This is a genomic window from Aeromonas bivalvium (genome assembly GCF_000819765.1).
Taxonomy (GTDB): Bacteria; Pseudomonadota; Gammaproteobacteria; order Enterobacterales; family Aeromonadaceae; genus Aeromonas; species Aeromonas bivalvium.
In genome coordinates, this window is sequence record NZ_CDBT01000017.1 from 62239 (window position 1) to 85239 (window position 23001).

General features: G+C 60.5%; 20 protein-coding genes. 8 read left to right on the forward strand and 12 right to left on the reverse strand.

Going from position 1 to position 23001, the window contains the following annotated elements:
- The 3 genes from BN1119_RS20770 to BN1119_RS06720 form a co-directional block, all read left to right on the forward strand.
- Window positions 1-197 (forward strand): hypothetical protein (locus BN1119_RS20770; RefSeq protein ID WP_209434891.1); only part of this gene is annotated, 197 nt, incomplete at its 5' end.
- A 23-nt stretch (window positions 198-220) separates the two neighbouring features.
- Window positions 221-2287, forward strand: a complete 2067-nt coding sequence (locus BN1119_RS19635) for an AAA family ATPase (RefSeq protein ID WP_052448033.1) — start codon at window positions 221-223, stop codon at window positions 2285-2287.
- An 8-nt stretch (window positions 2288-2295) separates the two neighbouring features.
- Window positions 2296-3954, forward strand: coding sequence for a VWA domain-containing protein (locus BN1119_RS06720; protein WP_041995572.1), 1659 nt, complete (start codon window positions 2296-2298; stop codon window positions 3952-3954).
- 161 nt (window positions 3955-4115) lie between these two features.
- On the opposite strand, the gene BN1119_RS06725 is transcribed toward BN1119_RS06720, so the two are convergent.
- Together BN1119_RS06725 and BN1119_RS06730 are read right to left on the reverse strand one after the other, a co-directional pair.
- Entirely contained in the window at window positions 4116-4394 is a 279-nt protein-coding gene (locus BN1119_RS06725) for a YeaC family protein (protein ID WP_041995575.1), read from the reverse strand.
- A 63-nt stretch (window positions 4395-4457) separates the two neighbouring features.
- Entirely contained in the window at window positions 4458-5891 is a 1434-nt protein-coding gene (locus BN1119_RS06730) for a glyceraldehyde-3-phosphate dehydrogenase (protein WP_041995578.1), read from the reverse strand.
- A gap of 215 nt (window positions 5892-6106) precedes the next feature.
- Between BN1119_RS06730 and BN1119_RS06735 the strand changes: the two genes are divergently transcribed.
- A complete protein-coding gene (locus BN1119_RS06735; protein WP_041995581.1) occupies window positions 6107-6907 on the forward strand; it encodes a DUF2989 domain-containing protein in 801 nt (266 codons plus the stop codon).
- Window positions 6904-7464, forward strand: a complete 561-nt coding sequence (locus BN1119_RS06740) for an NUDIX hydrolase (protein WP_041995584.1) — start codon at window positions 6904-6906, stop codon at window positions 7462-7464. The genes BN1119_RS06735 and BN1119_RS06740 overlap by 4 nt, the downstream gene beginning before the upstream one ends.
- 81 nt (window positions 7465-7545) lie before the next feature.
- Here the strand turns inward: BN1119_RS06740 and sppA are convergent, their stop codons facing one another.
- Window positions 7546-9387 (reverse strand): signal peptide peptidase SppA, encoded by a 1842-nt coding sequence (gene sppA / locus BN1119_RS06745; RefSeq protein ID WP_041995586.1) that lies wholly within the window; start codon window positions 9385-9387, stop codon window positions 7546-7548.
- A 309-nt stretch (window positions 9388-9696) separates the two neighbouring features.
- Between sppA and BN1119_RS06750 the strand changes: the two genes are divergently transcribed.
- Window positions 9697-11724 carry an oxidoreductase gene (locus BN1119_RS06750; protein WP_041995589.1) on the forward strand — a complete coding sequence of 676 codons (2028 nt, stop codon included), beginning with the start codon at window positions 9697-9699 and terminating at the stop codon, window positions 11722-11724.
- 134 nt (window positions 11725-11858) lie between these two features.
- Window positions 11859-12407: an NAD(P)H nitroreductase gene (locus BN1119_RS06755; protein ID WP_041995592.1), complete on the forward strand. Its 549-nt coding sequence runs from the start codon at window positions 11859-11861 to the stop codon at window positions 12405-12407.
- 384 nt (window positions 12408-12791) lie between these two features.
- On the opposite strand, the gene BN1119_RS06760 is transcribed toward BN1119_RS06755, so the two are convergent.
- The 3 genes from BN1119_RS06760 to BN1119_RS06770 form a co-directional block, all read right to left on the reverse strand.
- Complete coding sequence (locus BN1119_RS06760; RefSeq protein WP_041995595.1) at window positions 12792-13337, reverse strand: sugar O-acetyltransferase; 546 nt, start codon at window positions 13335-13337, stop codon at window positions 12792-12794.
- A 459-nt stretch (window positions 13338-13796) separates the two neighbouring features.
- Complete coding sequence (gene prmA, locus BN1119_RS06765) at window positions 13797-14675, reverse strand: 50S ribosomal protein L11 methyltransferase (protein WP_041995597.1); 879 nt, start codon at window positions 14673-14675, stop codon at window positions 13797-13799.
- Window positions 14676-15246: 571 nt separating this feature from the next.
- Window positions 15247-16269 carry a zinc-binding alcohol dehydrogenase family protein gene (locus tag BN1119_RS06770; protein WP_041995600.1) on the reverse strand — a complete coding sequence of 341 codons (1023 nt, stop codon included), beginning with the start codon at window positions 16267-16269 and terminating at the stop codon, window positions 15247-15249.
- A 96-nt stretch (window positions 16270-16365) separates the two neighbouring features.
- Between BN1119_RS06770 and BN1119_RS06775 the strand changes: the two genes are divergently transcribed.
- On the forward strand, window positions 16366-17277 hold the full coding sequence (locus BN1119_RS06775) for a LysR family transcriptional regulator (RefSeq protein WP_041995603.1): 912 nt from the start codon (window positions 16366-16368) through the stop codon (window positions 17275-17277).
- Here BN1119_RS06775 and BN1119_RS06780 read toward each other — a convergent pair.
- The 6 genes from BN1119_RS06780 to aroQ form a co-directional block, all read right to left on the reverse strand.
- Window positions 17262-18668, reverse strand: coding sequence for a PTS transporter subunit EIIC (locus BN1119_RS06780; RefSeq protein ID WP_041995606.1), 1407 nt, complete (start codon window positions 18666-18668; stop codon window positions 17262-17264). The genes BN1119_RS06775 and BN1119_RS06780 overlap by 16 nt on opposite strands.
- An 86-nt stretch (window positions 18669-18754) precedes the next feature.
- Complete coding sequence (gene panF / locus BN1119_RS06785; RefSeq protein ID WP_041995609.1) at window positions 18755-20218, reverse strand: sodium/pantothenate symporter; 1464 nt, start codon at window positions 20216-20218, stop codon at window positions 18755-18757.
- Window positions 20208-20471 carry a DUF997 family protein gene (locus BN1119_RS06790; RefSeq protein ID WP_041995612.1) on the reverse strand — a complete coding sequence of 88 codons (264 nt, stop codon included), beginning with the start codon at window positions 20469-20471 and terminating at the stop codon, window positions 20208-20210. The genes panF and BN1119_RS06790 overlap by 11 nt, the downstream gene beginning before the upstream one ends.
- Before the next feature lie 176 nt (window positions 20472-20647).
- Window positions 20648-21988: an acetyl-CoA carboxylase biotin carboxylase subunit gene (gene accC / locus BN1119_RS06795; protein WP_041995615.1), complete on the reverse strand. Its 1341-nt coding sequence runs from the start codon at window positions 21986-21988 to the stop codon at window positions 20648-20650.
- A 14-nt stretch (window positions 21989-22002) separates the two neighbouring features.
- The gene (accB, locus tag BN1119_RS06800) at window positions 22003-22464 is read right to left on the reverse strand and encodes an acetyl-CoA carboxylase biotin carboxyl carrier protein (protein ID WP_041995618.1); all 462 of its coding nucleotides are present in this window, start codon (window positions 22462-22464) and stop codon (window positions 22003-22005) included.
- A 26-nt stretch (window positions 22465-22490) separates the two neighbouring features.
- Window positions 22491-22949, reverse strand: coding sequence for a type II 3-dehydroquinate dehydratase (aroQ, locus tag BN1119_RS06805; RefSeq protein ID WP_041995621.1), 459 nt, complete (start codon window positions 22947-22949; stop codon window positions 22491-22493).
- Between the last annotated feature and the right edge of the window lie 52 nt (window positions 22950-23001).

Consider the following 23001-nt stretch of genomic DNA (forward strand, 5'->3'; position numbering starts at 1 on the left):
GCTCCCCTCTTGTTTATCCATTCATGGATCAGTGGTTGGCTGAATCATGGTTGGCGCAGTATCTAACTGAAAAAAATGTTTTTCCATCCAACATAGAGCACATAACAATGACTGATGTCCTGCTCATTGGCGATGTTCATGATAGATTGTGTTTGTGGGTTCAATTTGAATCTATTTTCGGCGTAATTAGCGTGTGACTGAGTGAAGGATGAAACGGCAGATGCTCGAGATCAAACACAAACTGGCAGCCTTGTTGGCACAACTTAACGAAGGATTGGTGGAGCGCGATGAGGCAATGAAGCTGGCATTGCTCTCGTTGCTGGCGGGAGAGAACATCCTGCTGGTGGGCCCACCGGGAACGGCAAAGAGCCTTATTTCTCGCCAGGTTGCCAAGGCTCTGAAGGATGATGACAAAGAGGGATCCAGCCATTTTGAATATCTACTGACCAAATTTTCAACTCCCGAGGAGATTTTTGGCCCTCTCTCCATCTCCAAGCTGAAAGAGGATCGTTTTGAGCGCAATACGGCGGGGTATCTGCCATCGGCACAGGTCGCGTTTCTCGATGAGATCTTTAAAGCCAGCTCCTCCATTCTCAATGCCTTGCTGACCATTCTTAACGAACGTATCTATCACAATGGCGCGGCCGTTCAGAAAGTGCCGCTGCGCAGCCTGATCGCGGCTTCCAATGAACTGCCGACTGGTCAGGAGGAACTGGGAGCACTTTATGACCGCTTCTTGCTGCGTAGCTTCGTTGATTATGTGAGCGAAGATAATTTACATAAGCTTTTTACCCTAGGAAATAGTGAGCACCTAGAACACTTGGCCTCATTGAAATTGGGTGAGTTAGCTGAACTTGATAAACAAGTTACGAGTGTACAACTCCCTGAGTTGATTCAGGAAACTATTTTAGATATTTGGAAAAAACATAACGAGTTGTTTAAAGAAGATCGGAGAGAGGGATTATCTGATCGGCGTTTGGTAAAGGTTCTTCACCTGCTGAAGGTATCTGCCTTGACCAACGATAGAGACGAGGTTGATCTGTCAGATTTAATGCTATTACGCTATTGTCTGTGGAATCATATTGATAATAAAGGGAAAGTAACAACCCTAATTCACGATATATTGCGGCCATTTAGTCAAGTTTCTTCAAAAAACAATTATGATAAAGCGTATTACAGTCAGATCATTCCAATCAATAATTCTGGTATAGCCTCAAGAGATAAGTCCATTGGTATTATTTCTGGGCTAGAAGGGAAAGGCACAGAGGATGATCCTATTCTAATTAAAAATTTCCACGACTTTGGTCGTCTTGAGGAAAAGGGAGTCGGGGAGATGGGGTATTATTTCCGACAGATAGACGACATCGATCTCGCTGTATTGAAAACTTTCCCTGTAATTGAATTTAAGGGTGGTTATGACGGCAATGGTTTTAAAATTCAAGGGAGAGGCAAGAACGAAGCCATATTCAACAATATCTTGCCTGGCTCAGTCATTAAAAACCTACATGTGATAGATTGCTCGCTATCGAATAACTCAACGGGTAGTGATATAAGTTTCTGCAAAGTTGGGCAAACTATGTTTTTGAATGGTGCGAGTGACTGCAAAATCACAGGCTGTGTCATAATCGGCAGCCTAGCCAATCAAAGTCTAAATAAATCAAAGATATCTAACTGCTATATCCGTGGGCGCTCTATAGGTGATGATTACCCCAAGCTATCAGTTTTGGTTGACAGCTGTGATGTTATGGACTGTCTTTTTTATATAGATAATTGTGATTATGGTAAACGATCAAATGGCGGTGTGGCTCACACGTGCAAAAATAGCATGGTAGAAAGATGCTTTATTACTGGAAAATTCACTATTCCATCAAGCATCAACATTTACTCAATGTCAGCGGGTTTTACTGCAAATACTGAGAACAATAAAATAAAAAACTGTGCGCTGGGGGTGGTATCGACCAATGCTGATAGATTTTACGGGTTTTGCTTTTCACACAGCACCACAGAGTTATTGGGTAATGTAAGTGTAGGCACCAATAAATTCAGTGCTCCAGATGACATCATAAATGGAAGACCGGTTGATGGAGCTCGATTTAACCAAGGACTTTTACAACACTCGTTGGGTTGGGACTTTGAGAATATATGGCAGTGGAATGACCAGGCCAATAGCCCTAGATTACAGTCAGTCGGGCTGATGGCCGCTAACAATCCGATAGGCGAGCAGACACCAGCGTCAGACAAAATTGATCTATTATTGCAGCAGATAAATGCTAATCTCTGGGTATAAGGGGCACTATGTTCGGTCTACTAGCTGGAATAGCCAGCTCATTATGGCGAGGCATAAGCGGTGTTGCGGCTACAATGCCGCTCGGGATAAAGGGCATAAAATATTTTATCGACAGCAATTTTCGTGAGCAGGTAACGCCACAACCTGGCAGCGTGCTCTATAGCGATCTTGGATTCTTAGCAGAGCATTCCGGTATCTATGTTGGTGATGGGGAGATCTCAAATATTGAAGTTACAGATATTGGCGAGGGTACGGTAAGGCGTTGTGGTCCTGCAGATTTTACCTCCAAGAGTATTCTTGGTCGCAAGATTTATGTCTCTTGTAATAGCTACGGAGCTGTTGGCTGTGAGGTGGTGGCTGACAAGGCCGAGAGTCATATTGGCGATCGTGGTTTTTATGGATTGATATTTGAGAATTGCCATGATTTTTCTCGGCAGTGCGTCAATCATTCGCCAAAAGGGAGAGAAGCCAGCCGGATTGAACGCCTCTTAGCACAAACCAATTTAGTCAGTGATAATTGGGAGAGAACCATCAAAGAGCTAAAAGTTGCAGTCAAGAATAAACTGAGTGCGACCAAATGGCGATTATGGGACTGGGATGGCTCGCTAGCGGATAATCCGGCCCTGGAACCGGATTGGCAGGCGCAGGAAGAACATCTTAAAAACCAGCCTCTCAGTGAGGAGGTGATGGCCGCGCTTCGGGCCGAGCTGGCAGAGTGTAAAGCCTATGAGGCAGAGCTGGTTGACGAGGAACTGCCTGCTGAAGTCCGTAAAAAGCTGGCAGGTTACGGTCAGTTATTAGGTGGTATAGATACTACCTATGAAAAGGCCAAGCCCTTGTTGACGGCCTGTGCCGGTGCCAACTTCTCTTATCACGATCTCAAATTATGTCGCGATGATATTGAACCACTAGCCAGGCAGTTAGAGCAAAATCGCGTCATCAAGGAGTTGGTCCATAAGATGGGACGGGCCTATATCTCGGAAGAGAAGAAAAAACAGGCCCGGATCCCAAAGGCGAGCAAGAGTGAGGTGCACGGTACTCACCGTAGTGATGATCTGGCTCGTTTGCTTCCTACCGAGTTGGTCAATCTGGAAGATGAGGCGCTTGAAACGCTGTTCTATGCCCGTTTTCTGGAGCAAAACCTGATGACCTATGAGTTGCAGGGAGTCTCGTTGACTCAGGGTGAACAGCTTGAGTTGGAGAAAAAGCGTACAGGGCCTGTGGTCGCCTGTCTGGATACATCCGGTAGCATGAGCGGGGTACCACTACTGAAAGCCAGGGCGTTATTGCTGGCTGTGTCGGCAATCCTGCAGCAAGAGGCGCGTTCTCTGCATGTCGTGCTCTTCGGTGACAATGGGGAGTTGAGAGAATATGTCATGCATGAAGAAAACAGTGCTGCTGGATTGCTCCATTTCTTGCGACAGGGATTCGGTGGTGGCACGGACTTTGAAACACCGCTGAACCGTGCCTGTGAGATCATCAGGGATGCTAAGGCATACGAGAAGGCCGATATTCTGATGATCTCTGATGGGGATTGTGTTCTTTCGGATGACTACATCGAACACCTGCAAACTAGAAAGAAGATCCTGGATTGTTCAATTTATTCGGTGCTTTGCCATGGTCAACGAGTTACTGACCGATTCAGTGACGAAGTCGTAGTCTTATAGGGTTCGGTAGTGTGTTCGAAGAATGAGATAAAGAGGGGGGCCATATTGGCTCCCCTCTTTGCTGTGGCCGTCGTGTGTGGCCTGCCGGGTCAGGCTCAATGACGGAGGTCGATCTGTAATATATCTGCTTCGTCGCGGTGCTTCGATGCTTGAGCTCGCCCTCAGTGGTTGATCTCGATACGGACGATCTCTTCCTCGTCGCGATACTGGCGCTTGAGCTCGCTCTTGCTCTTCATCACGATTTCGCCATCCGCCCCGATATTCATGTGTTCCGGGTTGGTCAGGTGCATCGCCTGCCAGGCCATCACCGCCTGGAGCGAGGTGGCCTTCTGCTCCTCGGTGAGGGGCTTGCCATCGGGCCATTTGCCCAGTTCAACCGCGGTCTTGAGCCGCTCGTAGACTTCCTGGGGCATCTGTCCTATGACCTGTTGAAATGACATGCTCTCTCTCCTCGCAAACCCGAAACAATGAATGCCTGACTCAGGCGGGCAGATCCTGGCGGACTATGCCGGTAGATCCTGGCGGACTACGCCGGCCATCTTCTCCATCACCCGTACCACCTGGCAGCTGTAGCCAAACTCGTTGTCATACCAGACATAGAGTACGCAGTGATCGTCCTCGGCGATGGTGGCCTGGGAGTCCACTATACCCGCAAAACGGGAACCCACCATGTCGGAAGAGACCAGTTCCGTGCTGGCGCTGAAGTCGATCTGGCGATGCAGGGAGGAGCTCAGGGACGCCTGCTGCAGATAGGCGTTGAGGCTCTCCCGATCCGTGCTCTGCTCCAGCGACAGGTTGATGATGGCCAGGGACACATTGGGGGTGGGCACCCGGATGGCATTGCCGGTCAGCTTGCCCTTGAGCGCGGGCAGGGCCTTGGCCACCGCCTTGGCGGCGCCCGTGCTGGTCATCACCATGTTGAGGGCCGCGCTGCGACCGCGCCGCTCCCCCTTGTGGTAGTTGTCGATGAGGTTCTGATCGTTGGTGTAGGAGTGGACCGTCTCCACGTGACCGTGGACGATGCCGTATTTGTCCTGCATCACCTTGAGCACCGGGGTGATGGCGTTGGTGGTGCAGGAGGCGGCGGAGACTATCCTGTCATCCGGGCCTATCACGGCGTGGTTGACCCCGAACACCACGTTTTTCATCTCCCCCTTGCCCGGGGCGGTCAGCAGCACCTTGGCGGCGCCGCGGGCCTTGAGGTGTTCGGACAGGCCCGCCTCATCACGCCAGACCCCGGTGTTGTCGACGATCAGCGCATCGTGAATGCCGTAGGCGGTGTAGTCGATGTCGGCCGGGCTGTTTGCATAGATCACCTGGATGAAGGTGCCGTTGGCGATGATGGCACTGCGATCACTGTCCACCTCGATGGAGCCGTTGAAGGGGCCGTGCACCGAGTCGCGGCGCAGCAGGCTGGCCCGCTTCTCCAGATCCCCCTCGCGCCCGCCCCGCACCACGATGGCACGCAGGCGCAGGGCGTTGGCGGCGCCGGTGCGCTCGATCAGCAGCCGGGCCAGCAGGCGGCCGATGCGGCCAAAGCCGTAGAGCACCACGTCGGTGGGCGCCGGCAGGGCACCCTGGCCCAGGGCCGGGGCCAGCTTGGCCTTGAGGTAATCCGCGATGCCCGCCTCGTCACCATGGTCGCGCCAGTAGCCGACCGCCAGTTTGCCCAGATCGATCTCGGCGGCGCTGGGGGCCAGTTCGCACAGGGCGCGAAGCAGGGGGAAACTGTGCTGGATGGGGAGGGGTTGGCCTTCGTGGCGGCGAACCACCCGGTGGGCTTTGAGGATATCGATGGTGGAGGCGTTTTGCAGGGGGCGTCCGTAGACGGTGATCTCGATCCCTTGCTGGCGGTAGAGGCGACCGATCAAGGGTTGCATGGCTTCGGCGAGCTCCTGGCTCTCCTGCCACGCTTGCAAGTAGTGCTCGTGGGTCATTAACCAGATCCTTTATTTCACGTAACCGTGTCATTCACGTTGTTGAAGCAAAAAGAAATTCGTCAAATGCAGATCACTGTAGGGGCGTATAATTCGTTATATTATTCTGCAATCGCGGCCAGCTTTTGGCGCGCGCATTGTAATGGATATGTGAGTGGTTTGCTAGCCAAGGGTGGCGAAAGCAGGCTGTCGATGTTATCAACCAGATGTAAACCATGACCCATTTTCCACTACGTCGGGCCGTTGTTGGTCTCGCCATGGGGCTCAGCCTCGTTGCCTGCAACGATGATCGCCTCCATAACATCTGTGCCAATCACCCCGAGCTCTGTCAGGACCTGGTGGACGATGGCTGGTGCCGCTATGAGCGCACCGATGTGATCCGGGCCCGCTTCTACCTCAAGCAGGAGGGGAGCGATCGCCACAAGTACGAGCTGATGAGCAAGCTGGAAGATTACCTGCGCTGCATCGAACGCTCGACCCACATAGAGTACAAGTACGCCAAGGAGCGCAAGAGCAGCCGGGTCGAGGGGATGCTGGCTGCCGGCGCCGAGCTGGAGCGGCTCGACGAGCAGACCCGCGGCTCCCAGGATCCCTACCTGTTGATCTGGCACTGGACCAACAACACCAACGAGCAGGCGCGCCAGCAGTTCCTGGCCCTGGCGGGAACCCAGGCCCTGGAGGAGCCCGCCTTGCAGCTCGCCCTGGGGGGCATCTATGCCAAGACGGACCCCAGGCGGGCCATCCAGGTGATGGAGCACGGTCTCTCCCTCTACCGGGCGGGGGATGAGGTGGATCCGCGGCTGTTGACCTCATTGAGCACCCTGCACATGGGCCAGAAGCAGTATCAGGAGGCCTACCTGTGGGGCAAGGTCAGCACCGCCTTTCAGGAAGGGGGCGATCTCTCGGTCAAGCGCTTTGGCCTCTATCACACCCTGGGCAAGGAGGAGCTGGCGACCCTGGATGCCCGGGCCGAGGAGCTGGTGGCGCAGATCAAGGCGGGGGCCTACCGTCCATGAGCACCCAGGATCCGGATACGCTGAAGCTGTCCCCCTTCTCCCTGCGCCTGATGCACGGGGACTTTCCCCGGCTGGAGCGGCTGCTGGAGCGCGTCACCGTGCGGGCCGTGGTACTGCGGGGCGAGGAACTGCTGCTGGTGCACTCCCGCGTCAACGGGGACTTCATGTTCCCGGGGGGCGGCGTCGAGCCCGGCGAGAGCCACAGGGATGCCCTGGCCCGGGAGCTGCGCGAAGAGTGTGGCGCCGAGTTGCTGGCTCAGGGAGCCCTGCTCGGCGAGACCCGGGAGTATCGCAACGCCCGGGAGCCCGACTATGACGCCTACTGCATCCGCTCCCTCTACTACCTGTGCCAGGTGGCAGAAAGCCGCAGTCAGCCCAGGCTGCAAGCCTACGAGCAGCGGCTCGGCTTCAGCGCAGACTGGCACGCCATGGAGGAGGCGCTCCACAACAATCAATGGCTGCTCGGCGGCCGCTGTCCCCAGTGGACCCATCGCGAGACCCGGGTGCTGGCCCAGCTGCACCGCTGGCACAGTGAGGGGCTGCTGGGCCCCCTCTGATCCCCGGGTGACGACCTGGGACGCAAAAGAAAACCGCCCCGGAAAGGGGCGGTTTGTCATGGTGGGTCGTCAGCGGGTCGCTCAACGGCAGACCGGGCACCAGGCATAGGTTCCCTGGGGGTCGTTGAAACGCACCAGGGGATCCAGGGCCTGGTTGAGGGCGCTGAGGCTAGCGCCGAGGGGGGCCGGGATGGTGCCCTTGAGGGCGGGGGCCAGTGCCCGGGCGCTGCTGCCCAGCAGCTCGCGCAGGAACTTCTCCTTGGCGGACTCCTCGGGCAGGATGGGGGTCACTTGCCACTCCTTCAGATTGGCGAGTTCGGCCGCCGCCGCGATGGCGTCATCCTGACTGCCAAACTCGTCCACCAGTCCCAGCTCCTTGGCATCCAGTCCGGTCCAGACCCGGCCTTGTGCCGCTTTTTCCGCCTCCGTCATGCTCAGGCCACGGCCCTTGCTGACCAGGCCGAGGAAGCGCTGATAGGTATTCTCGACGTTGAGCTGGATGGCTTCGCCCACGTGGGGCGGCAGGGCCCGAGTCACCCCCAGGCCGACGAAGTCGGTGGTGCCGACCCCGTCGCTGTGGATGCCGAACTGGGAGAGGGCCTGGTCGACGGTGGCAAACAGGCCGAACACGCCGATGGAGCCGGTGAGGGTGGTGGGGGAGGCGAAGATCTTGTCCGCATCGGCGGCGATCCAGTAACCCCCGGAGGCGGCATAGCTGCCCATGGAGACCACCACGGGTTTGCCCGCCTGCTTGAGCGCCAGCAGCTCGGCGCGGATCTGCTCGGCGGCGAAGGCGCTGCCGCCCGGGCTGTCGACCCGCAGCACCACGGCCTTCACCTTGTCATCCAGGCGGGCATCGGCCAGCAGGCTGGCCAGGCTGTCGCCCCCTATGGTGCCGGCAGGCTGGATGCCATCCATGATGGCGCCACTGGCCTTGATGAGGCCCACCTCATCCTTGCCGCTTTGGGGATACTGATCCGGGATGGCGGCCAGATACTCCTTGAGCCCGACTCCGCGCCAGCTGTGATCCTCGCGCTCGCCGACCTCCTTGATCACCGCCTGGTTCATCTCCTCCCGGGTGGCGAGCTCGTCGACCAGGCCGTTGTCGAGGGCATACCCGGCGGCATTGCCCTGCGCTTTTTTCAGGCGTTCGAGGAACTGCTCCTTGCTCGGGGAGATGGCGTCGGGTTCGACCTCCCGCTGGCTGGCCACGTCGCTGACATAGGCCTGCCACAGCTGATCCAGCCAGTGCTGGTTCGCCTCCCGGCTCTCGGCAGACATGTCATCCCGGGTGTAGGGTTCGACGAAGGACTTGTAGGTGCCGACCTTGAACACATGGGGGGTGACGTTGAGCTTCTCCAGCGCCGACTTGAAGTAGGTCTGGTAGACCCCCAGCCCCTCGAGCAACACGGCCCCGCTCTGGTTGAGCAGCACGTGATCGGCGTGGGCCGCCAGCAGGTACTGGCCCTGGGTGTAGTAGTCCGCCATGGCGATGACCGGCTTGCCACTCTCCTTGAAGTCGTCGATGGCATCGGCCACCTCCTGCAACTTGGAGAGATTGCCCTGCAGCCCCTGAGGCTGGAGCACCAGGGCCTGGATGCGGTCATCCTCCCCGGCGGAGCGGATGGCCCACAGCAGATCCGACAGCAGCAGCTCCTGGGGCAGATCGTCGCGGCTGCCCATCTGTTGCAGCAGCTGTTCGCTCGGGCTCACCTGGGTGAGCTGCTCGACCAGGGTGCCGTCGAGATCCAGGGTCAGGGCCCCCTCGATCGGGGTCTGGGGCGCCTCTTGTTGCATCCCCAGCACGAACACCAGGGTCAGGACGACGGCAAGGAACAGCAGATTGACCAGCATCAGCCGGGTGAAGTTGAGCAGGCGCCACAGGCTGCGAAAGAGCCAGCCCAGGCCTTTGAAAATAGACATAGTCGCGGTATCGCCCTGTCAATGGGTTAGAGGAGCCATTATTAACCAGTTGCCCCGCCGATTGCCATGTTCCATCGCGGGGGGCGCTGGCGCTACAGCTGTTCGCCGAAAAAATGTCCAAACATTTGTTTGAAAAAGCATTTTCGATTCTTTACTCTAGCCTCAATTTGATAACAAAAAATTAACTGGAGGCCCCGTGAGCCGCTATCCAACCTTGCTGACCCCCCTCGACCTTGGCGTTACCCAGTTGTGTATCCGGGTGCTGCTGCGTCTGGATTTTTGCGTGCCGGCCTCGCAAAGGAGTGCATCATGAGCCGCTATCCAACCTTGCTGACTCCCCTGGATCTCGGCTTTACCCAGCTCAAGAACCGCGTGCTGATGGGCTCCATGCATACCGGCCTCGAAGAGGAGAAGGGGGGCTTTGACAAGCTGGCCGCCTTCTATGCCGAGCGGGCGCGCGGTGGCGTCGGCCTCATCGTCACCGGCGGCATCGCTCCCAACCTGCGGGGGCGCCTGGTGCCTCACGGCTCCCAGCTCAGCTTCCCCTGGCAGGTAGGCAAGCATCGCAAGCTGACCGAGGCGGTGCATCGGGAAGGGGGCAAGATAGCGCTGCAGATCCTCCATGCGGGTCGTTACGCCTATCATCCCTTCAGCCTGGCGCCGAGCCCCCTCAAGGCCCCCATCTCCCCGTTCAAGCCCAGAGCCATGAGCGAGCGCCAGATCCGCGGCACCATCCGCGACTTTGCCAGCACGGCCCAGCTTGCCCGCAATGCGGGTTATGACGGTGTCGAGGTGATGGGCTCGGAAGGCTATCTCATCAACCAGTTCATCTGCGAGCGTACCAATCAGCGCAGGGATGACTGGGGCGGCAGCAGCGAAAAGCGGATGCGCTTTGCGCTGGAAATTGTGCGCGCCATCCGCGAGCGGGTCGGCCCCGATTTCATCATCATCTTCCGTCTCTCCATGCTGGATCTGGTGGAGAAGGGCTCCTCGCTGCCCGAGGTGATCGCCCTTGGCAAGGCGCTGGAGCAGGCAGGGGTGACCCTGATCAATACCGGCATCGGCTGGCACGAGGCGCGGATCCCCACCATCGCCACCAGCGTGCCGCGTGGCGCCTTCAGCTGGGTGACCGCCGAGCTGAAAAAGCACCTCACCGTGCCCCTCATCACCACCAACCGCATCAATACCCCCGAGGTGGCCGAGCGCATTCTGGCGGGGGGGGAGGCGGACATGGTCTCCATGGCGCGCCCCTTCCTGGCGGATCCCGAGTTTGTCATCAAGGCCGCCGAGAACCGGGCGGACGAGATCAACACCTGCATCGCCTGCAACCAGGCCTGCCTCGACCATGTGTTCAAGCAAAAGCGTGCCTCCTGCCTGGTCAATCCCAGGGCCTGTTTCGAGACCGAGCTGACGTTTGGCCGGGTGCCCCAGCCCAAGCGGCTGGCGGTGGTGGGAGCGGGGCCTGCCGGGCTGGCATTCGCCTGCTACGCCGCCGAGCGCGGTCATCAGGTGAGCCTGTTCGATCAGGGCAGCGAGATTGGCGGCCAGTTCAACTTCGCCAAGCAGATCCCGGGCAAGGAGGAGTTTCACGAGACCCTGCGCTACTTCGCCAGACGACTGGAGAAGTGCGGCGTCGAGCTCTATCTCGGCCAGCGCCAGAGCGCCGAGAGTCTGCTCGGCGGCGGCTTTGACGAGGTGATCCTCGCCACCGGCATACGGCCGCGCACCCCCAATATCCCGGGCATCGAGCATGCCAAGGTACTGAGCTACCTCGACGTGCTGCGCGACCACAAGCCGGTGGGCGAGAAGGTGGCCGTGATAGGGGCAGGGGGGATAGGTTTCGACGTGGCCGAATATCTCGTCGAGAAGAAGATGGAGAGGGATGCCGAGCATCATCGCGATCACTGGCTCAAGGAGTGGGGAATAGACCGCCAGCTCGCCCAGCGCGGCGGCCTGATGACGCCCGTGGTCGACGCCCCCGAGCGCCAGATCTGGCTGCTCCAGCGCAAGGAGAGCAAGGTGGGCGACGGCCTTGGCAAGACCACAGGCTGGATCCACCGCACAGTGCTGAAAAACCGCAAGGTCAAGATGCTCTCCGGCGTGCAGTACCTGGGCATCGACGACGAGGGGCTGCACATCCAGGTGGGCGAGGCCAGACAGTGCCTGCCGGTGGATAATGTCATCATCTGCGCCGGGCAGGAGCCGCTGCGAGAGTTGCAGGCGGGCCTGCAGGCGGCGGGCAAGCCGGTGCACATCATAGGCGGTGCCGACGTGGCCGCAGAGCTGGACGCCAAGCGCGCCATCCGGCAGGGTGCCGAGCTGGCCGCGGTGATCTGAGTCTGGACTCACCGAGCGCAGCATCCTGATGGCCCTGCCTGCGGATATGATGATAAACCCCTGAGCCTCAGGGGTTTTCTTCATCCGGTGCTGTGCTAAGGTAGCGCCATCATTGCCCTGACTAGGAATTGCCCATGGATGCCCTCACTCTGCTGCTCAATCGCCACTCCTGTGCTCGCCTGACGATGCCAGCCCCGGGCGGCGAGGCGCTCGACAATATTCTGAAGGCCGGCCTGCGGGCACCGGATCATGGCACCCTGACTCCCTGGCAGTTCATCCTGTTCGAGGGGGAGGGGCGTGAGCGTCTGGGGGCCCTGCTGGGGGAGGCCGCTCGAGCCCGCGGCGAGGATGAAGATAGCATCGAGAAGAGCCGTGCCGCGCCCCTGCGAGCGCCGCTGGTGGTGGCCGTCGCGACCCGCTATCAGGCACACCCCAAGGTACCGAAACTGGAGCAGGAGCTCTCTGCCGGCTGCGCCCTGATGGCGATGCAGATGGCGGCCCAGGCCCAGGGCTTCAACGGCATCTGGCGTTCCGGCTGGTTTATCTTCGATGAACACATCAGGCAGGGGCTGGGATTGGCCGCCGAGGATCAGCTGGTGGGCTTTCTCTACCTGGGGACACCCATGCTGGAGGCGCGCAAGCTGCGCGAGCTACCCCTTGGGGAGTTTGTCCGCCGCTTCTGATGAGCGGCGCAGGCGGTCATGAGACCTGATTGAAAAGCCCTGATCTGTCAGGGCTTTTTCTATGTAGCTGGCGATAATACCCAGAGTGGCGCCGGGAAGAAAAGGGGGGGAATACCCGGTTTTTGTCGGCGACAGACTCTTTTTTAAATAGTGAGAGGAAGTTCGCACTCTCGCTATTTTTCACTATGTAAAACGTTTGCGCGTCGCTATTATCACACCCGCCAGTTCAGAAGGTTCGCCTTCTGATTTTCTGCGATGAGAGTCGCAATTCCGTAGCACCTTTTTATATAGCCCAACGTCTTCGTGACCTTGGGCTTCATTTTTATGGCGGCTCCCCACCATCCCGCTGGCCGCATTCGAGAGCAAGGCCAGTGCGAGCCCTGGTCAGGCCGGGGTCAGGATCCGGGCCGGGTTGCCCACTACCCTGGCCCCGGCCGGGACGTCCCGGGTTACCACGGCGCCCGCGCCGACGACAGCGTCTCGCCCTATGGTGACCCCGGGCAGCAGGATGGCGCCGCCGCTGATCCAGACCCTGTCTTCTATGGTGACCGGCAGCGCCGTCTCCACCCCCTGGATGCGCTCATCGGCGTCCAGTGCATGGGCGGCGGTGTAGATCTGCACGTTCGGCCCTATCATCACCTCGGCGCCGATGCGGATAGGGGCATTATCCAGCAAGGTGGCTCCCAGATTGATGAAGGAGCCGACTCCCAGGCTGATGTGGCGGCCATAGCTGCAGTAAAACGGCGGGCAGATAAAGGCGTTTTCTGCCAGCTCGCCGACCATCTCTTTGAGCAGCGCCAGCGGCTCATCCTCTTCGTCTGCGCGATTGAAGCGGCGATAGCGGTGGGCCGCCTCCCGGCGCAGCAGATCCAGCTCCGGCGCCATGCAGTCGTAGGGTTGACTGGCGATCATCTTCTCGTATTCGGTCATGGCTGGGCCTCAATGGGGTGGAGGAGGAGAGCATAAGCCATCGAGGGGGATAGAAGCGTGAAGCTCTCCCCAGAGTGGGAAGAAGGGCGCGCAGCTAGCGCCGGGAAACGACAAGGGCACCCTGGGGTGCCCTTGTTGGTCTGCATGGAAGGATTACGCTCTCTATCAGCCGTGCTTGCGACCGCAGTGTTGCCGCCGCAATGGCCGCTTTCTATCAGCCGTGCTTGCGACCGCAGTGTTGCCGCCGCAATGGCCGCTCTCTATCAGCCGTGCTTGCGGCCGCAGTGCTGCCGCCGCAATGGCCGCTTTCTGTCAGCCGTGCTTGCGGCCGCAGTGTTGCTGCCGCAATGACCGCTCTCTATCAGCCGTGCTTGCGGCCGCAGTGTTGCTGCCGCAATGGCCGCTCTCTATCAGCCGTGCTTGCGGCCACAGTGTTGCTGCCGCAATGGCCGCTCTCTATCAGCCGTGCTTGCGGCCCGAGAGGCGGCACCACTCTTCCTTCACCGCGGTCGGATCCATCTCGAACCACTGGCCGTAGATGGTTTCCAGCTCAGGGGCCTGGCTCTCCAGCACGCCGGAGAGGGCCATCAGGCTGCCCGGTTTGCCGTGTCCGGCGATGAGGGGGGCGAGTTCGCGCAGCGGGCCGGCCAGTATGTTGGCCACCACCACGTCAGCTTCCACGTCTTGTGGTTGATCCGCCGGCAGGTAGAGCTCTATCTGGCCGGCGACACCGTTACGCTCGGCGTTGTCATGGCTGGCCTGGATGGCCTGGGGGTCTATGTCGATACCGATGACCCGGGCGGCCCCCAGTTTCAACGCGGCGATGCCGAGGATGCCGGAGCCACAACCAAAGTCGACCACCGTCTTGCCGGTCAGATCCAGCCCGTCCAGCCACTGCAGACAGAGCGCCGTGGTGGGGTGGGTACCGGTGCCGAAGGCCAGGCCCGGATCCAGCATGACGTTGACCGCATCCGGGTTGGGGACGTCGCGCCAGCTCGGGCAGATCCAGAGTCGCTCGCCGAACTGCATGGGGTGGAAGTGATCCATCCATTCGCGCACCCAGTCCTTGTCTTCCAGCTGCTCTACCTTGTAGCCCACGTCTTCGCCGAAGATCTGCTGGAAGAAGGCGATGGTGGGGGCGGGATCGGTTTCGGCGTCGAACAGTCCCATCACCTCGGTTTCGCCCCAGAGCGGGGTCTCGCCCGGCATGGGCTCATAGACGGGCACATCCTTGGCATCCATAAAGGTCACGGCCTGGGCACCACGCCCCAGCAGCATGTTGCTCACCTTGTCCGCCGTCTTGGCGGTGGCGTTGATTCGAATTTGTATCCAGGGCATGGGGTCGACTCTTCATAAATGTGAAACCGCGGGATTCTATCATCCCGGGCCTGTGCTGTCGTGGTTTGCCCGCAGGCAAGGGGCTCACCGAGGCAGACAGGGGTGCCTGGCATCGCTATCTGGCATCGAAGGCGGGATCATTAACAAGGTTGGCACGGTTAATGTATTCATCCTTACTGCTTTGCTCTAGGAAAGTTCCGTCATCTTTCACGCCACCCTCGGGTGGCGCTTTTTTTTTATGGTGAGAGAGTGTCTGGCGTGGGAGGGGTCGCCGCTTTGGCGAATGAAAACGACCCGGATCGGGTCGTTTGATGAAGTTGGCATGAGAGCTGCAATAACCCTGTTGTCCTGCAAAGGATGTGTGTGTGATTGTTACCCCCCAACGTTCAGGTATTTAGGGTCATCCCGGTCGGGATGACCCATTTTTTTACCTGAAAAACAGTATCTTGGATATTTCTTGCGCCGAGCGGCCCGCCGGGTCCGCCATCTCGTTGGCGTGGTCTGGCCCAGTGTGCGCTTTTGGTGCTTGTCTCTGGTGAAACCACCCCATCATGGTGCGTTTTCTACCCATTTAGGGTTGGCTGGCGAAACGGGCCATGTCGATCACCAGCTTGCCCATCATGCTGCCTGATTCCAGCTCGCCATGGGCCTGGGCCAGGGTGGCCGGGGTCAGTTCCGGCAGGGTGCGGGTGAGGGTCGTCTTGAGCACCCCCTGATCGATGAGGGCGGCCACCCGGCCGAGCAGATGGTGCTGCTCTATCATGTCGGGGGTCTGGAACAGGGAGCGGGTGAACATGAACTCCTGGCTGAAGGTGACGCTCTTGGGTTTGAGCAGGCCAAGATCCCAGGGTTCACTCGATTCGGCGATGGTGCAGAGGTGACCAAACGGACGGATGAGGCTCGCCATGGCATTCCAGTGCTGCTCGGTGGCATTGGTACAGAAGATGGCATCGAGCTGGCTGATGTCGAGCTCGGCCAGGTCGGCTTGCAGCTGGTGATGGCTCACCACCTGGTGGGCCCCCATTGCCAGGCACCAGTCGCGGGTCTCGGGGCGGGAAGCAGTGGCAATCACCTCCATCCTGGTGAGCTGACGCGCCAGCTGGATGGCGATGGAGCCGACCCCGCCGGCGCCGCCTATGATGAGCAGTCGGCCCGTGCTTTCCCGGGTGAGGCCCATGCGCTCGAACAGCGCCTCCCAGGCGGTGATGGCGGTCAGGGGCAGGGCGGCGGCCTCCACATCGGAGAGGCTGACGGGGGCCAGGGCGGCGATGCGCTCATCCACCAGCTGCAGCTCGCTGTTGCTGCCGGGGCGGCTGATGTCGCCCGCATACCAGACGCGGTCACCCGCCTTGAACAGGGTCACCTCCTGGCCCACGGCCACCACCTCGCCCACGGCGTCCCAGCCCAGCACCCGCGGGTTGCTCTCTACCTTGGCCTTGGGGGCGCGTACCTTGGTGTCGACCGGATTGACGGAGGTCGCCCTGATCCGCACCAGCAGATCCCGCGGGCCCGGGGTCGGGGTGGGCAGGTCGGCGGCGATAAAGCAGTCGGGGTGGGTGCTCGGCAGATAGTGGGTGAGTGCAATGGCTTTCATGGCAATTCCTTCAGGATCAGTTTGGGATTGCCTGCCAGTCTAGTCTGGTCAATTATTCGAATTAAGATGGGTAATTGGTAAAGACTGTTTGAATATATGAACAATACCGAACTGGAACTGATGGGGATATTTGCCACCGTGGTGGATCAGGGCAGCTTCACCGCCGCCGCAGAGGCGCTCGCCATGCCCAAATCCTCGGTGAGCCAGAAGATCTCTCGCCTCGAGTCACTGCTCGGGGTCCGGCTGTTGCAGCGCACCACCCGCAGGCTCAGTCTGACGGCGCAAGGAGAGGTCTATGTGGAGCATTGCCGGGCTCTGCTGACCCTGGCGCGGGGGGCCCATCTCGCCATGGCAAGGCTGCGGGAGGCCCCGGCGGGCCGGGTGAGGGTCACGGCCCCCGAGGCCACGGGCACCCTGCTGCTCGGCAAGATAGTGGCCGAGTTTCAAGCCCTCTACCCCGAGGTGGTGATCGAGCTGACCCTATGCGACGAGCAGCTGGATCTGGTGGGGCAGGGATACGATCTGGCGCTGCGGGCGGCGCCCCTGAAAGATTCGAGCCTCATCTGCCGGCGCATCGGTCAGGTGACGCGCCATCTGGTGGCGGCCCCCGGCTATCTGGCGGCCCGGGGTACGCCCCGGCACCTGGCCGAGCTGGCACAGCACGCCTGCCTGGTGCATTCGGCTCTGCCGGTGTGGCCACTGCAGGAAGGAGGCTGGCGCCCCCGGGGGGCCTGCGTCAGCAACAGCCTGCTGGCCCTGAGGGAGCTGGCACTTCACCAGGGAGGCATTGCCCTGTTGCCCTATCATGTCTGTCAGGAGGATCTGGCGAGCGGGCGGTTGCGCACCCTGCTGCCGGAGCACCCCATTCCAGCGAACCCCTTCTATCTCATCTACCCGAGCCGGGAGCATCTGGCACCGGCCCTGCGCACCCTGATGGATTTTGTCGCCGAGCGGCTCTCCTTTGCCCCCGCGCCAGGGGATGGGCGCAGGGATCACCAGGCGCCCTGATCCCTCGCGTCATGATTGGGCTTGAGGCCGAGGGGCACGGCCTGACGTTCGGCCAGCATGCGGATCTGCCCCTCGATGAGGCCGGCGTTGGGACCGAGTACCAGCACCAGCTGATGCTCGTTGATCTCGATCCAGGAGAGGCAGCCGAGGTTGAGCAGTTGTGAGGTATCGACCAGGGCCATCTCCCGCACCCGCACGCTGAGGCGGGTCAGGCAGACGCTGATGGCCTGCAGGTTATCCATGCCCCCCAGCAGCTTGAGGTACTGGATGGCCAGCATCTGGGGATCGGCCGGGGGTATGTTGGCCATCTCCTGGCGCTGGTTGTCCAGGCTGAGGGGTACCCGTCCCAGCAGGCGGTAGAACAGCAGGGCGTAGCCGACGAAGAACATGATCCCGAGGGGAATGACCCAGAAGGCGTGCAGGCCGCGGCCATAGCTCAGGCTGAGATCCAGCAGGCCGGCGGAGAAGTAGCTGCCGATCTCGATGTCGAGGGCGCTGCAGATGGCGAACGACAGGCCGGTGAGCAGGGCATGGGCCAGAAACAGCCAGGGGGCCGTGAAGGCAAACAGAAACTCGATGGGCTCTGTGATGCCGATGCAGGCCGAGGTGAGGGCCAGGCTCAGCAGCAGAGCGCCGTGGGGCACCTGGCGCAACCGGTGGCGGTGCAGCCAGATGGCAAAACAGGCGCCGGGCAGACCGAACATGACGATGGGATAAAGACCGGCTCCATAGCCCTGATGCAGTGGCTGGGCCGTTGCCAGCGCCAGCTGGTTGACCTCCCCCAGCAGGGCCAGGTTGCCGAGCAGCTGGTGCAGCCCGAACGGCAGCAGCAGGCGATTGAGCACCCCGTAGCAGAAGGCGCCCAGCGGCGTCGCCAGGTCCGTGGTGATCTGGCTGATCCCCTGCTCCAGGGCGGGCCAGAGCCACGACATGGGCACGGCGAGCAGCAGGCAGAGAAGGGCGCTGAGCAGGGGGCCTTGCCAGGGGCCGGATGGCGAGAAGGCTCCCTCCTTGGCCCGGGCAGGGGACCATGGGGCGACCAGGGCCGTGGTGATGCCCGCCAGCATGCCGCAGACCAGGTCGGCATGCAGGCCCGGGGCCAGCGCCGAGAGCGCCGAACTCAGCAGCAGGAAGTTCACCGCCCCCGAGAAGGCGAGGCTGCCCCGTTCGGTGCGGCCTATGCCAAAGGCGATGGCCACTGCGTAGATGAGGGGCATCTGGCCGAAGATGGCCTGGCCGCTCAGGACCAGCACGGGCAGGTTGAGGGCATCGGGCTCGCCGAGCCGGTGGAGCAGGGCGGCCAGAGGCAGGATGGAGACGGGCAGCAGCAGGGCGTAGCCCAGCCGCTGCATGGCCTGGATCAACCGCTGTCGACGGGATTGGACAGTCATGGAAGAGGATGGAAATGTGACATGGCGCACACTTTACCTCTTCCCTCTCTCAAGGGATAGATCGCCCTTGGTTAATCGCCGAGAAGTTAATCTCGATCAAAAAGCTGGCGCACCGTCTGCCCCGGTGCTGGCGTCAGCAGGCTGATCAGCACGAAGGCGGCCAGCCCCAGCCCCAGGCTGGGCACGATGGCGTGCAGCCCGGCCAGCTTGATGCCCCACTGGCTCAAGATGCCATAGCAGAGCAGGCCGGCCACCATGCTGGCCAGGGCCCCCTGGCCGTTGGCGCGGGGCCAGTAGAGGCCGAGCACCAGGGGCCAGAGGAAGACCGCCTGCAGGCCGCCGAAGGCGAGCAGGTTGAGCCAGATGATCATCTCCGGCGGTTGCAGCGCCGCCAGCAGCACCAGGGCACCCAGGATCAGGGTGGTGATGAGCGACAGGCGCGGCACCCGCACCTCCAGCTTCTCCTGGCTCTGTTTCGGGCTCAGGTAATTGAGCCAGAGATCCTTGACTAGGGTGGCCGAGGCCTGGATCAGCTGGGAGTCGATGGTGGACATGATGGCCGCCATGGGGGCCGCGAGGAAGATCCCCGCCAGCCAGGGGGGCAGCACCTCCATCATCAGGGCCGGCATGATCTTGTCCGGGCTGTCCATGGCGGGCAGCAGGGCGCGGCCCAGCGCCCCGGCCAGGTGCATGCCGAACATCAGCAGGGCGCTGACGATGGTGCCGATCAGGATGCCGCGATGGAGCGCCTTGCTGTCGCGATAGCCGAAACAGCGCAGGGCCGAATGGGGCAGTCCCACCACACCGACACAGACCAGGATCCAGAAGCTCAGCATGAAGGGCTGGGTCAGCATGTCCCCGGCCCCCTGCGGGCTCACCAGTTTGGGATCGATCACCTCGAGCCGGTGGAGCAGGTTTGGCAGGCCATCCCCGGCGATCAAGACCCCGGCCAGCAGGGCACCTGTGCCGATCAGCATGATGATGCCTTGCAGGGCGTCGGTCATCACCACGGCGCGAAAACCGCCGATGATGGTGTAGAGCAGCACGCAGCTGGCAAACAGCAATAGCCCCTGCTGGTAGCTGAGACCGGTGGCCGTCTCCAGCAGGCGGGCGCCGCCGATGAACTGCACCACCATGGTGGCGATGAAGGCGAGGATGATGGTCACCGAGCCCAGCACCACGACCGCCTTGCTCTGGTAGCGGGCCCACAGCATGTCGTTGATGGTCACCGCATTGACCCGGCGGGCTATGATGGCGAACTTCTTGCCAAGCACCCCCAGAGTGAGCCAGACGGTGGGCAGCTGGATCATCGCCAGCAAGACCCAGCCCAGGCCGATCTTGTAGGCGGCCCCCGGCCCGCCGATAAAGGAGGACGCAGAGGTGTAAGTGGCCACCAGCGTCATGGCCAGCACCAGGCCCCCCATGCTGCGGTTGCCGATGAAGTACTCCTGCATGAAGTCTCCCCCCCGGCGCCGTCGGCTGGCCCAGTAGCCGATGCCGAGCACCAGCAGCAGATAGATGAGCAGGGGCAGCAGCAACTCAAGGTTCATAGGGGGCCTCCTGCTGACCTGGCAACTCGGGATCGAGAGGGATGTCGACAAACAGCTTGCCGACCATGAAGGCGCACAGACCCATGAACAGCAGCGGCATCAGCATGCAGCTGAGCAGGAACCAGAGGGGAATGCCCCAGAGCCGAAGGGACTCGGGAATGAAGTAGGCGCAGCCATACCAGGCGAGGAAATAGAGCAGGGTCAGCAGCAGACAGAGCGCGGCTTCCCGGCGGGCGAGGGAAAAACGAGACAAGATGGCGGCCTCCAGCTATCGGAAGGGCGCAAGGATAACAAAAAAGGGCCATGTCGCCATGGCCCTTTTTATGCTGCCGCCCCTGATGGTGCGGATGCGTTATGTCGAAGAGGCTTCCTCACAGACCCGACGGCTTGTGCAGCCACAGTGCCGTCGTGGTCGGGCTCAGCAATCCCTTACAGACCCAGCTTCTTGTGCAGATAGTGGATGTTGGTGCCACCGTGCTGGAAGTTTTCGTCCTTCATGATCTCTTTTTGCAAGGCCACGTTGGTCTTGATCCCTTCCACCACCAGCTCGTCCAGGGAGTGACGCATGCGGGCGATGGCGATGTCGCGGTTCTCGCCGTAGCAGATCAGCTTGCCGATCATCGAATCGTAGTAGGGCGGCACCTTGTAACCGGCATAGATGTGGGAGTCCCAGCGTACGCCCATGCCACCCGGCGCGTGGAAGCGCTGGATCAGGCCCGGTGAGGGCATGAAGGTGGACGGATCTTCGGCGTTGATCCGGCACTCGATGGCATGGCCACGGATGCGGATGTCCTGCTGGGTGATGGACAGGGGCTGACCGGCGGCGATGCGCAGCTGCTCCTTGATGAGATCCACGCCGGTGACCATCTCGGTAACCGGGTGCTCGACCTGGATACGGGTGTTCATCTCGATGAAGTAGAACTCGCCGTTCTCGTACAGGAACTCGAACGTACCGGCACCGCGGTAGCCGATTTCGAGACAGGCGCGCACGCAGCGCTCGCCGATGAACTTGCGCATCTCCTCGGTGATGCCCGGCGCCGGCGCTTCTTCCACTACCTTCTGGTGGCGGCGCTGCATGGAGCAGTCCCGCTCACCCAGATAGAGGGCGGTGCCCTGGCCGTCAGCCAGCACCTGGATCTCGATGTGGCGCGGGTTCTCCAGGTACTTCTCCATGTAGACCATGTCGTTCTTGAAGAACTGGCCCGCTTCGGATTTGGTCAGGGCGATGGCGGAGGCCAGCTCGGCCTCGTTGCGCACCACGCGCATGCCGCGTCCACCGCCGCCACCGGCGGCCTTTATGATCACCGGGTAACCGATCCGCTTGGCGATGGTGGCGTTGCGCTTGGCATCGTTGTCCACCGGGCCGTCGGAGCCGGGTACGCAGGGGACGCCCGCCTTCTTCATCGCCTCGATGGCGGAGACCTTGTCACCCATGAGGCGAATGGTCTCGGCGCGCGGGCCGATGAAGATGAAGCCGGACTGCTCGACCACTTCGGCAAAATCGGCGTTCTCGGAGAGGAAGCCGTAACCCGGGTGGATGGCGACGGCACCGGTCACCTCGGCTGCGGCGATGATGGCCGGCACGTTGAGGTAGGACTCGCCACTGGCGGGCTTGCCGATGCAGATGGATTCGTCGGCCAGCAGCACATGTTTGAGCTCCCGGTCGGCGGTGGAGTGAACGGCCACTGTCTTGATCCCGAGCTCTTTGCAGGCGCGCAGGATCCGCAGGGCAATTTCACCGCGGTTGGCGATGACTACTTTGTCCAACATGGGTGAATATCCCCTTATTCGATGATGAACAGCGGCTCGTCGAACTCGACGGCCTGGCCATTCTCGACCAGGATGGCCTTGATCACGCCAGCCTTGTCAGATTCGATCTGGTTCATCATTTTCATGGCTTCGACGATGCACAGGGTGTCGCCGACATTGACCTGCTGACCCACTTCCGCGAACGGCTTGGCATCCGGGCTGGAGGCGCGGTAGAAGGAGCCCACCATAGGGGAGCGCATCAGGTGACCGCTCGGGGCGGCATCGGCAGCCGGGGCAGCGGCCTGAGCGGCAGCCACCGGGGCAGCGGCGGCTTGTTGTACCTGGGCCGGTTGCATCATCATCTGAGGTGCGACGCTAACCTGGCCGGAGAAATTACGGCTGATGCGAACAGACTCTTCCCCTTCGGAGATTTCCAGCTCGGCGATGCCGGACTCTTCAACCAGTTCAATCAGCTTTTTGATTTTGCGGATATCCATTAGCATTCTCTTTCTTCTTTGTCTGATCAGTGATTATCAAGCCGTGCCAAGTGACGCACAGCCGCGGTTAAAGCAAAGGTATAACCATCCGGCCCGAGTCCGCAGATCACCCCTTTCGCGACATCGGACAGATAGGAGTGATGACGGAAGGGTTCTCTGGCATGGACGTTGGAGAGGTGCACCTCGATGAAGGGGATGGCCACCCCCAGCAGGGCATCTCGCAGCGCGACACTGGTGTGAGTGAAGGCGGCAGGATTGATGATGATAAAGTCCACCTGGCCCATGGCCTGATGGATGCGCTCCAGCAGCAGATGTTCGGCGTTGGATTGCAGGTGTTCCAGTGTGACACCGAGTTCGCCGGCCTGCAGCTGCAAGGTGGCGACGATCTCATCGAGCGTCTGGCTGCCGTAGATGCCCGGTTCCCGTTTGCCCAGCAGGTTCAGGTTCGGCCCGTTGAGCAGGAGAATGCGGTGATGTTGCGACATAATGAGTACATCCTCGATGATAATGCCGATAACGTTCGGCTATCTTGCGGAT

Bases quoted from the DNA above. Each gene is read 5' to 3' on its own strand.
- sppA (WP_041995586.1), bottom strand. From the start codon at position 9,387: ATGTCTATTTTCAAAGGCCTGGGCTGGCTCTTTCGCAGCCTGTGGCGC.
- BN1119_RS06750 (WP_041995589.1), top strand. From the start codon at position 9,697: ATGAGCCGCTATCCAACCTTGCTGACTCCCCTGGATCTCGGCTTTACC.
- BN1119_RS06740 (WP_041995584.1), top strand. From the start codon at position 6,904: ATGAGCACCCAGGATCCGGATACGCTGAAGCTGTCCCCCTTCTCCCTG.
- BN1119_RS06725 (WP_041995575.1), bottom strand. From the start codon at position 4,394: ATGTCATTTCAACAGGTCATAGGACAGATGCCCCAGGAAGTCTACGAG.
- BN1119_RS19635 (WP_052448033.1), top strand. From the start codon at position 221: ATGCTCGAGATCAAACACAAACTGGCAGCCTTGTTGGCACAACTTAAC.
- BN1119_RS06730 (WP_041995578.1), bottom strand. From the start codon at position 5,891: ATGACCCACGAGCACTACTTGCAAGCGTGGCAGGAGAGCCAGGAGCTC.
- prmA (WP_041995597.1), bottom strand. From the start codon at position 14,675: ATGCCCTGGATACAAATTCGAATCAACGCCACCGCCAAGACGGCGGAC.
- panF (WP_041995609.1), bottom strand. From the start codon at position 20,218: ATGAACCTTGAGTTGCTGCTGCCCCTGCTCATCTATCTGCTGCTGGTG.
- BN1119_RS06775 (WP_041995603.1), top strand. From the start codon at position 16,366: ATGAACAATACCGAACTGGAACTGATGGGGATATTTGCCACCGTGGTG.
- BN1119_RS06755 (WP_041995592.1), top strand. From the start codon at position 11,859: ATGGATGCCCTCACTCTGCTGCTCAATCGCCACTCCTGTGCTCGCCTG.
- BN1119_RS06770 (WP_041995600.1), bottom strand. From the start codon at position 16,269: ATGAAAGCCATTGCACTCACCCACTATCTGCCGAGCACCCACCCCGAC.
- BN1119_RS06720 (WP_041995572.1), top strand. From the start codon at position 2,296: ATGTTCGGTCTACTAGCTGGAATAGCCAGCTCATTATGGCGAGGCATA.
- aroQ (WP_041995621.1), bottom strand. From the start codon at position 22,949: ATGTCGCAACATCACCGCATTCTCCTGCTCAACGGGCCGAACCTGAAC.
- BN1119_RS06780 (WP_041995606.1), bottom strand. From the start codon at position 18,668: ATGACTGTCCAATCCCGTCGACAGCGGTTGATCCAGGCCATGCAGCGG.
- BN1119_RS06735 (WP_041995581.1), top strand. From the start codon at position 6,107: ATGACCCATTTTCCACTACGTCGGGCCGTTGTTGGTCTCGCCATGGGG.
- accB (WP_041995618.1), bottom strand. From the start codon at position 22,464: ATGGATATCCGCAAAATCAAAAAGCTGATTGAACTGGTTGAAGAGTCC.
- BN1119_RS06760 (WP_041995595.1), bottom strand. From the start codon at position 13,337: ATGACCGAATACGAGAAGATGATCGCCAGTCAACCCTACGACTGCATG.
- accC (WP_041995615.1), bottom strand. From the start codon at position 21,988: ATGTTGGACAAAGTAGTCATCGCCAACCGCGGTGAAATTGCCCTGCGG.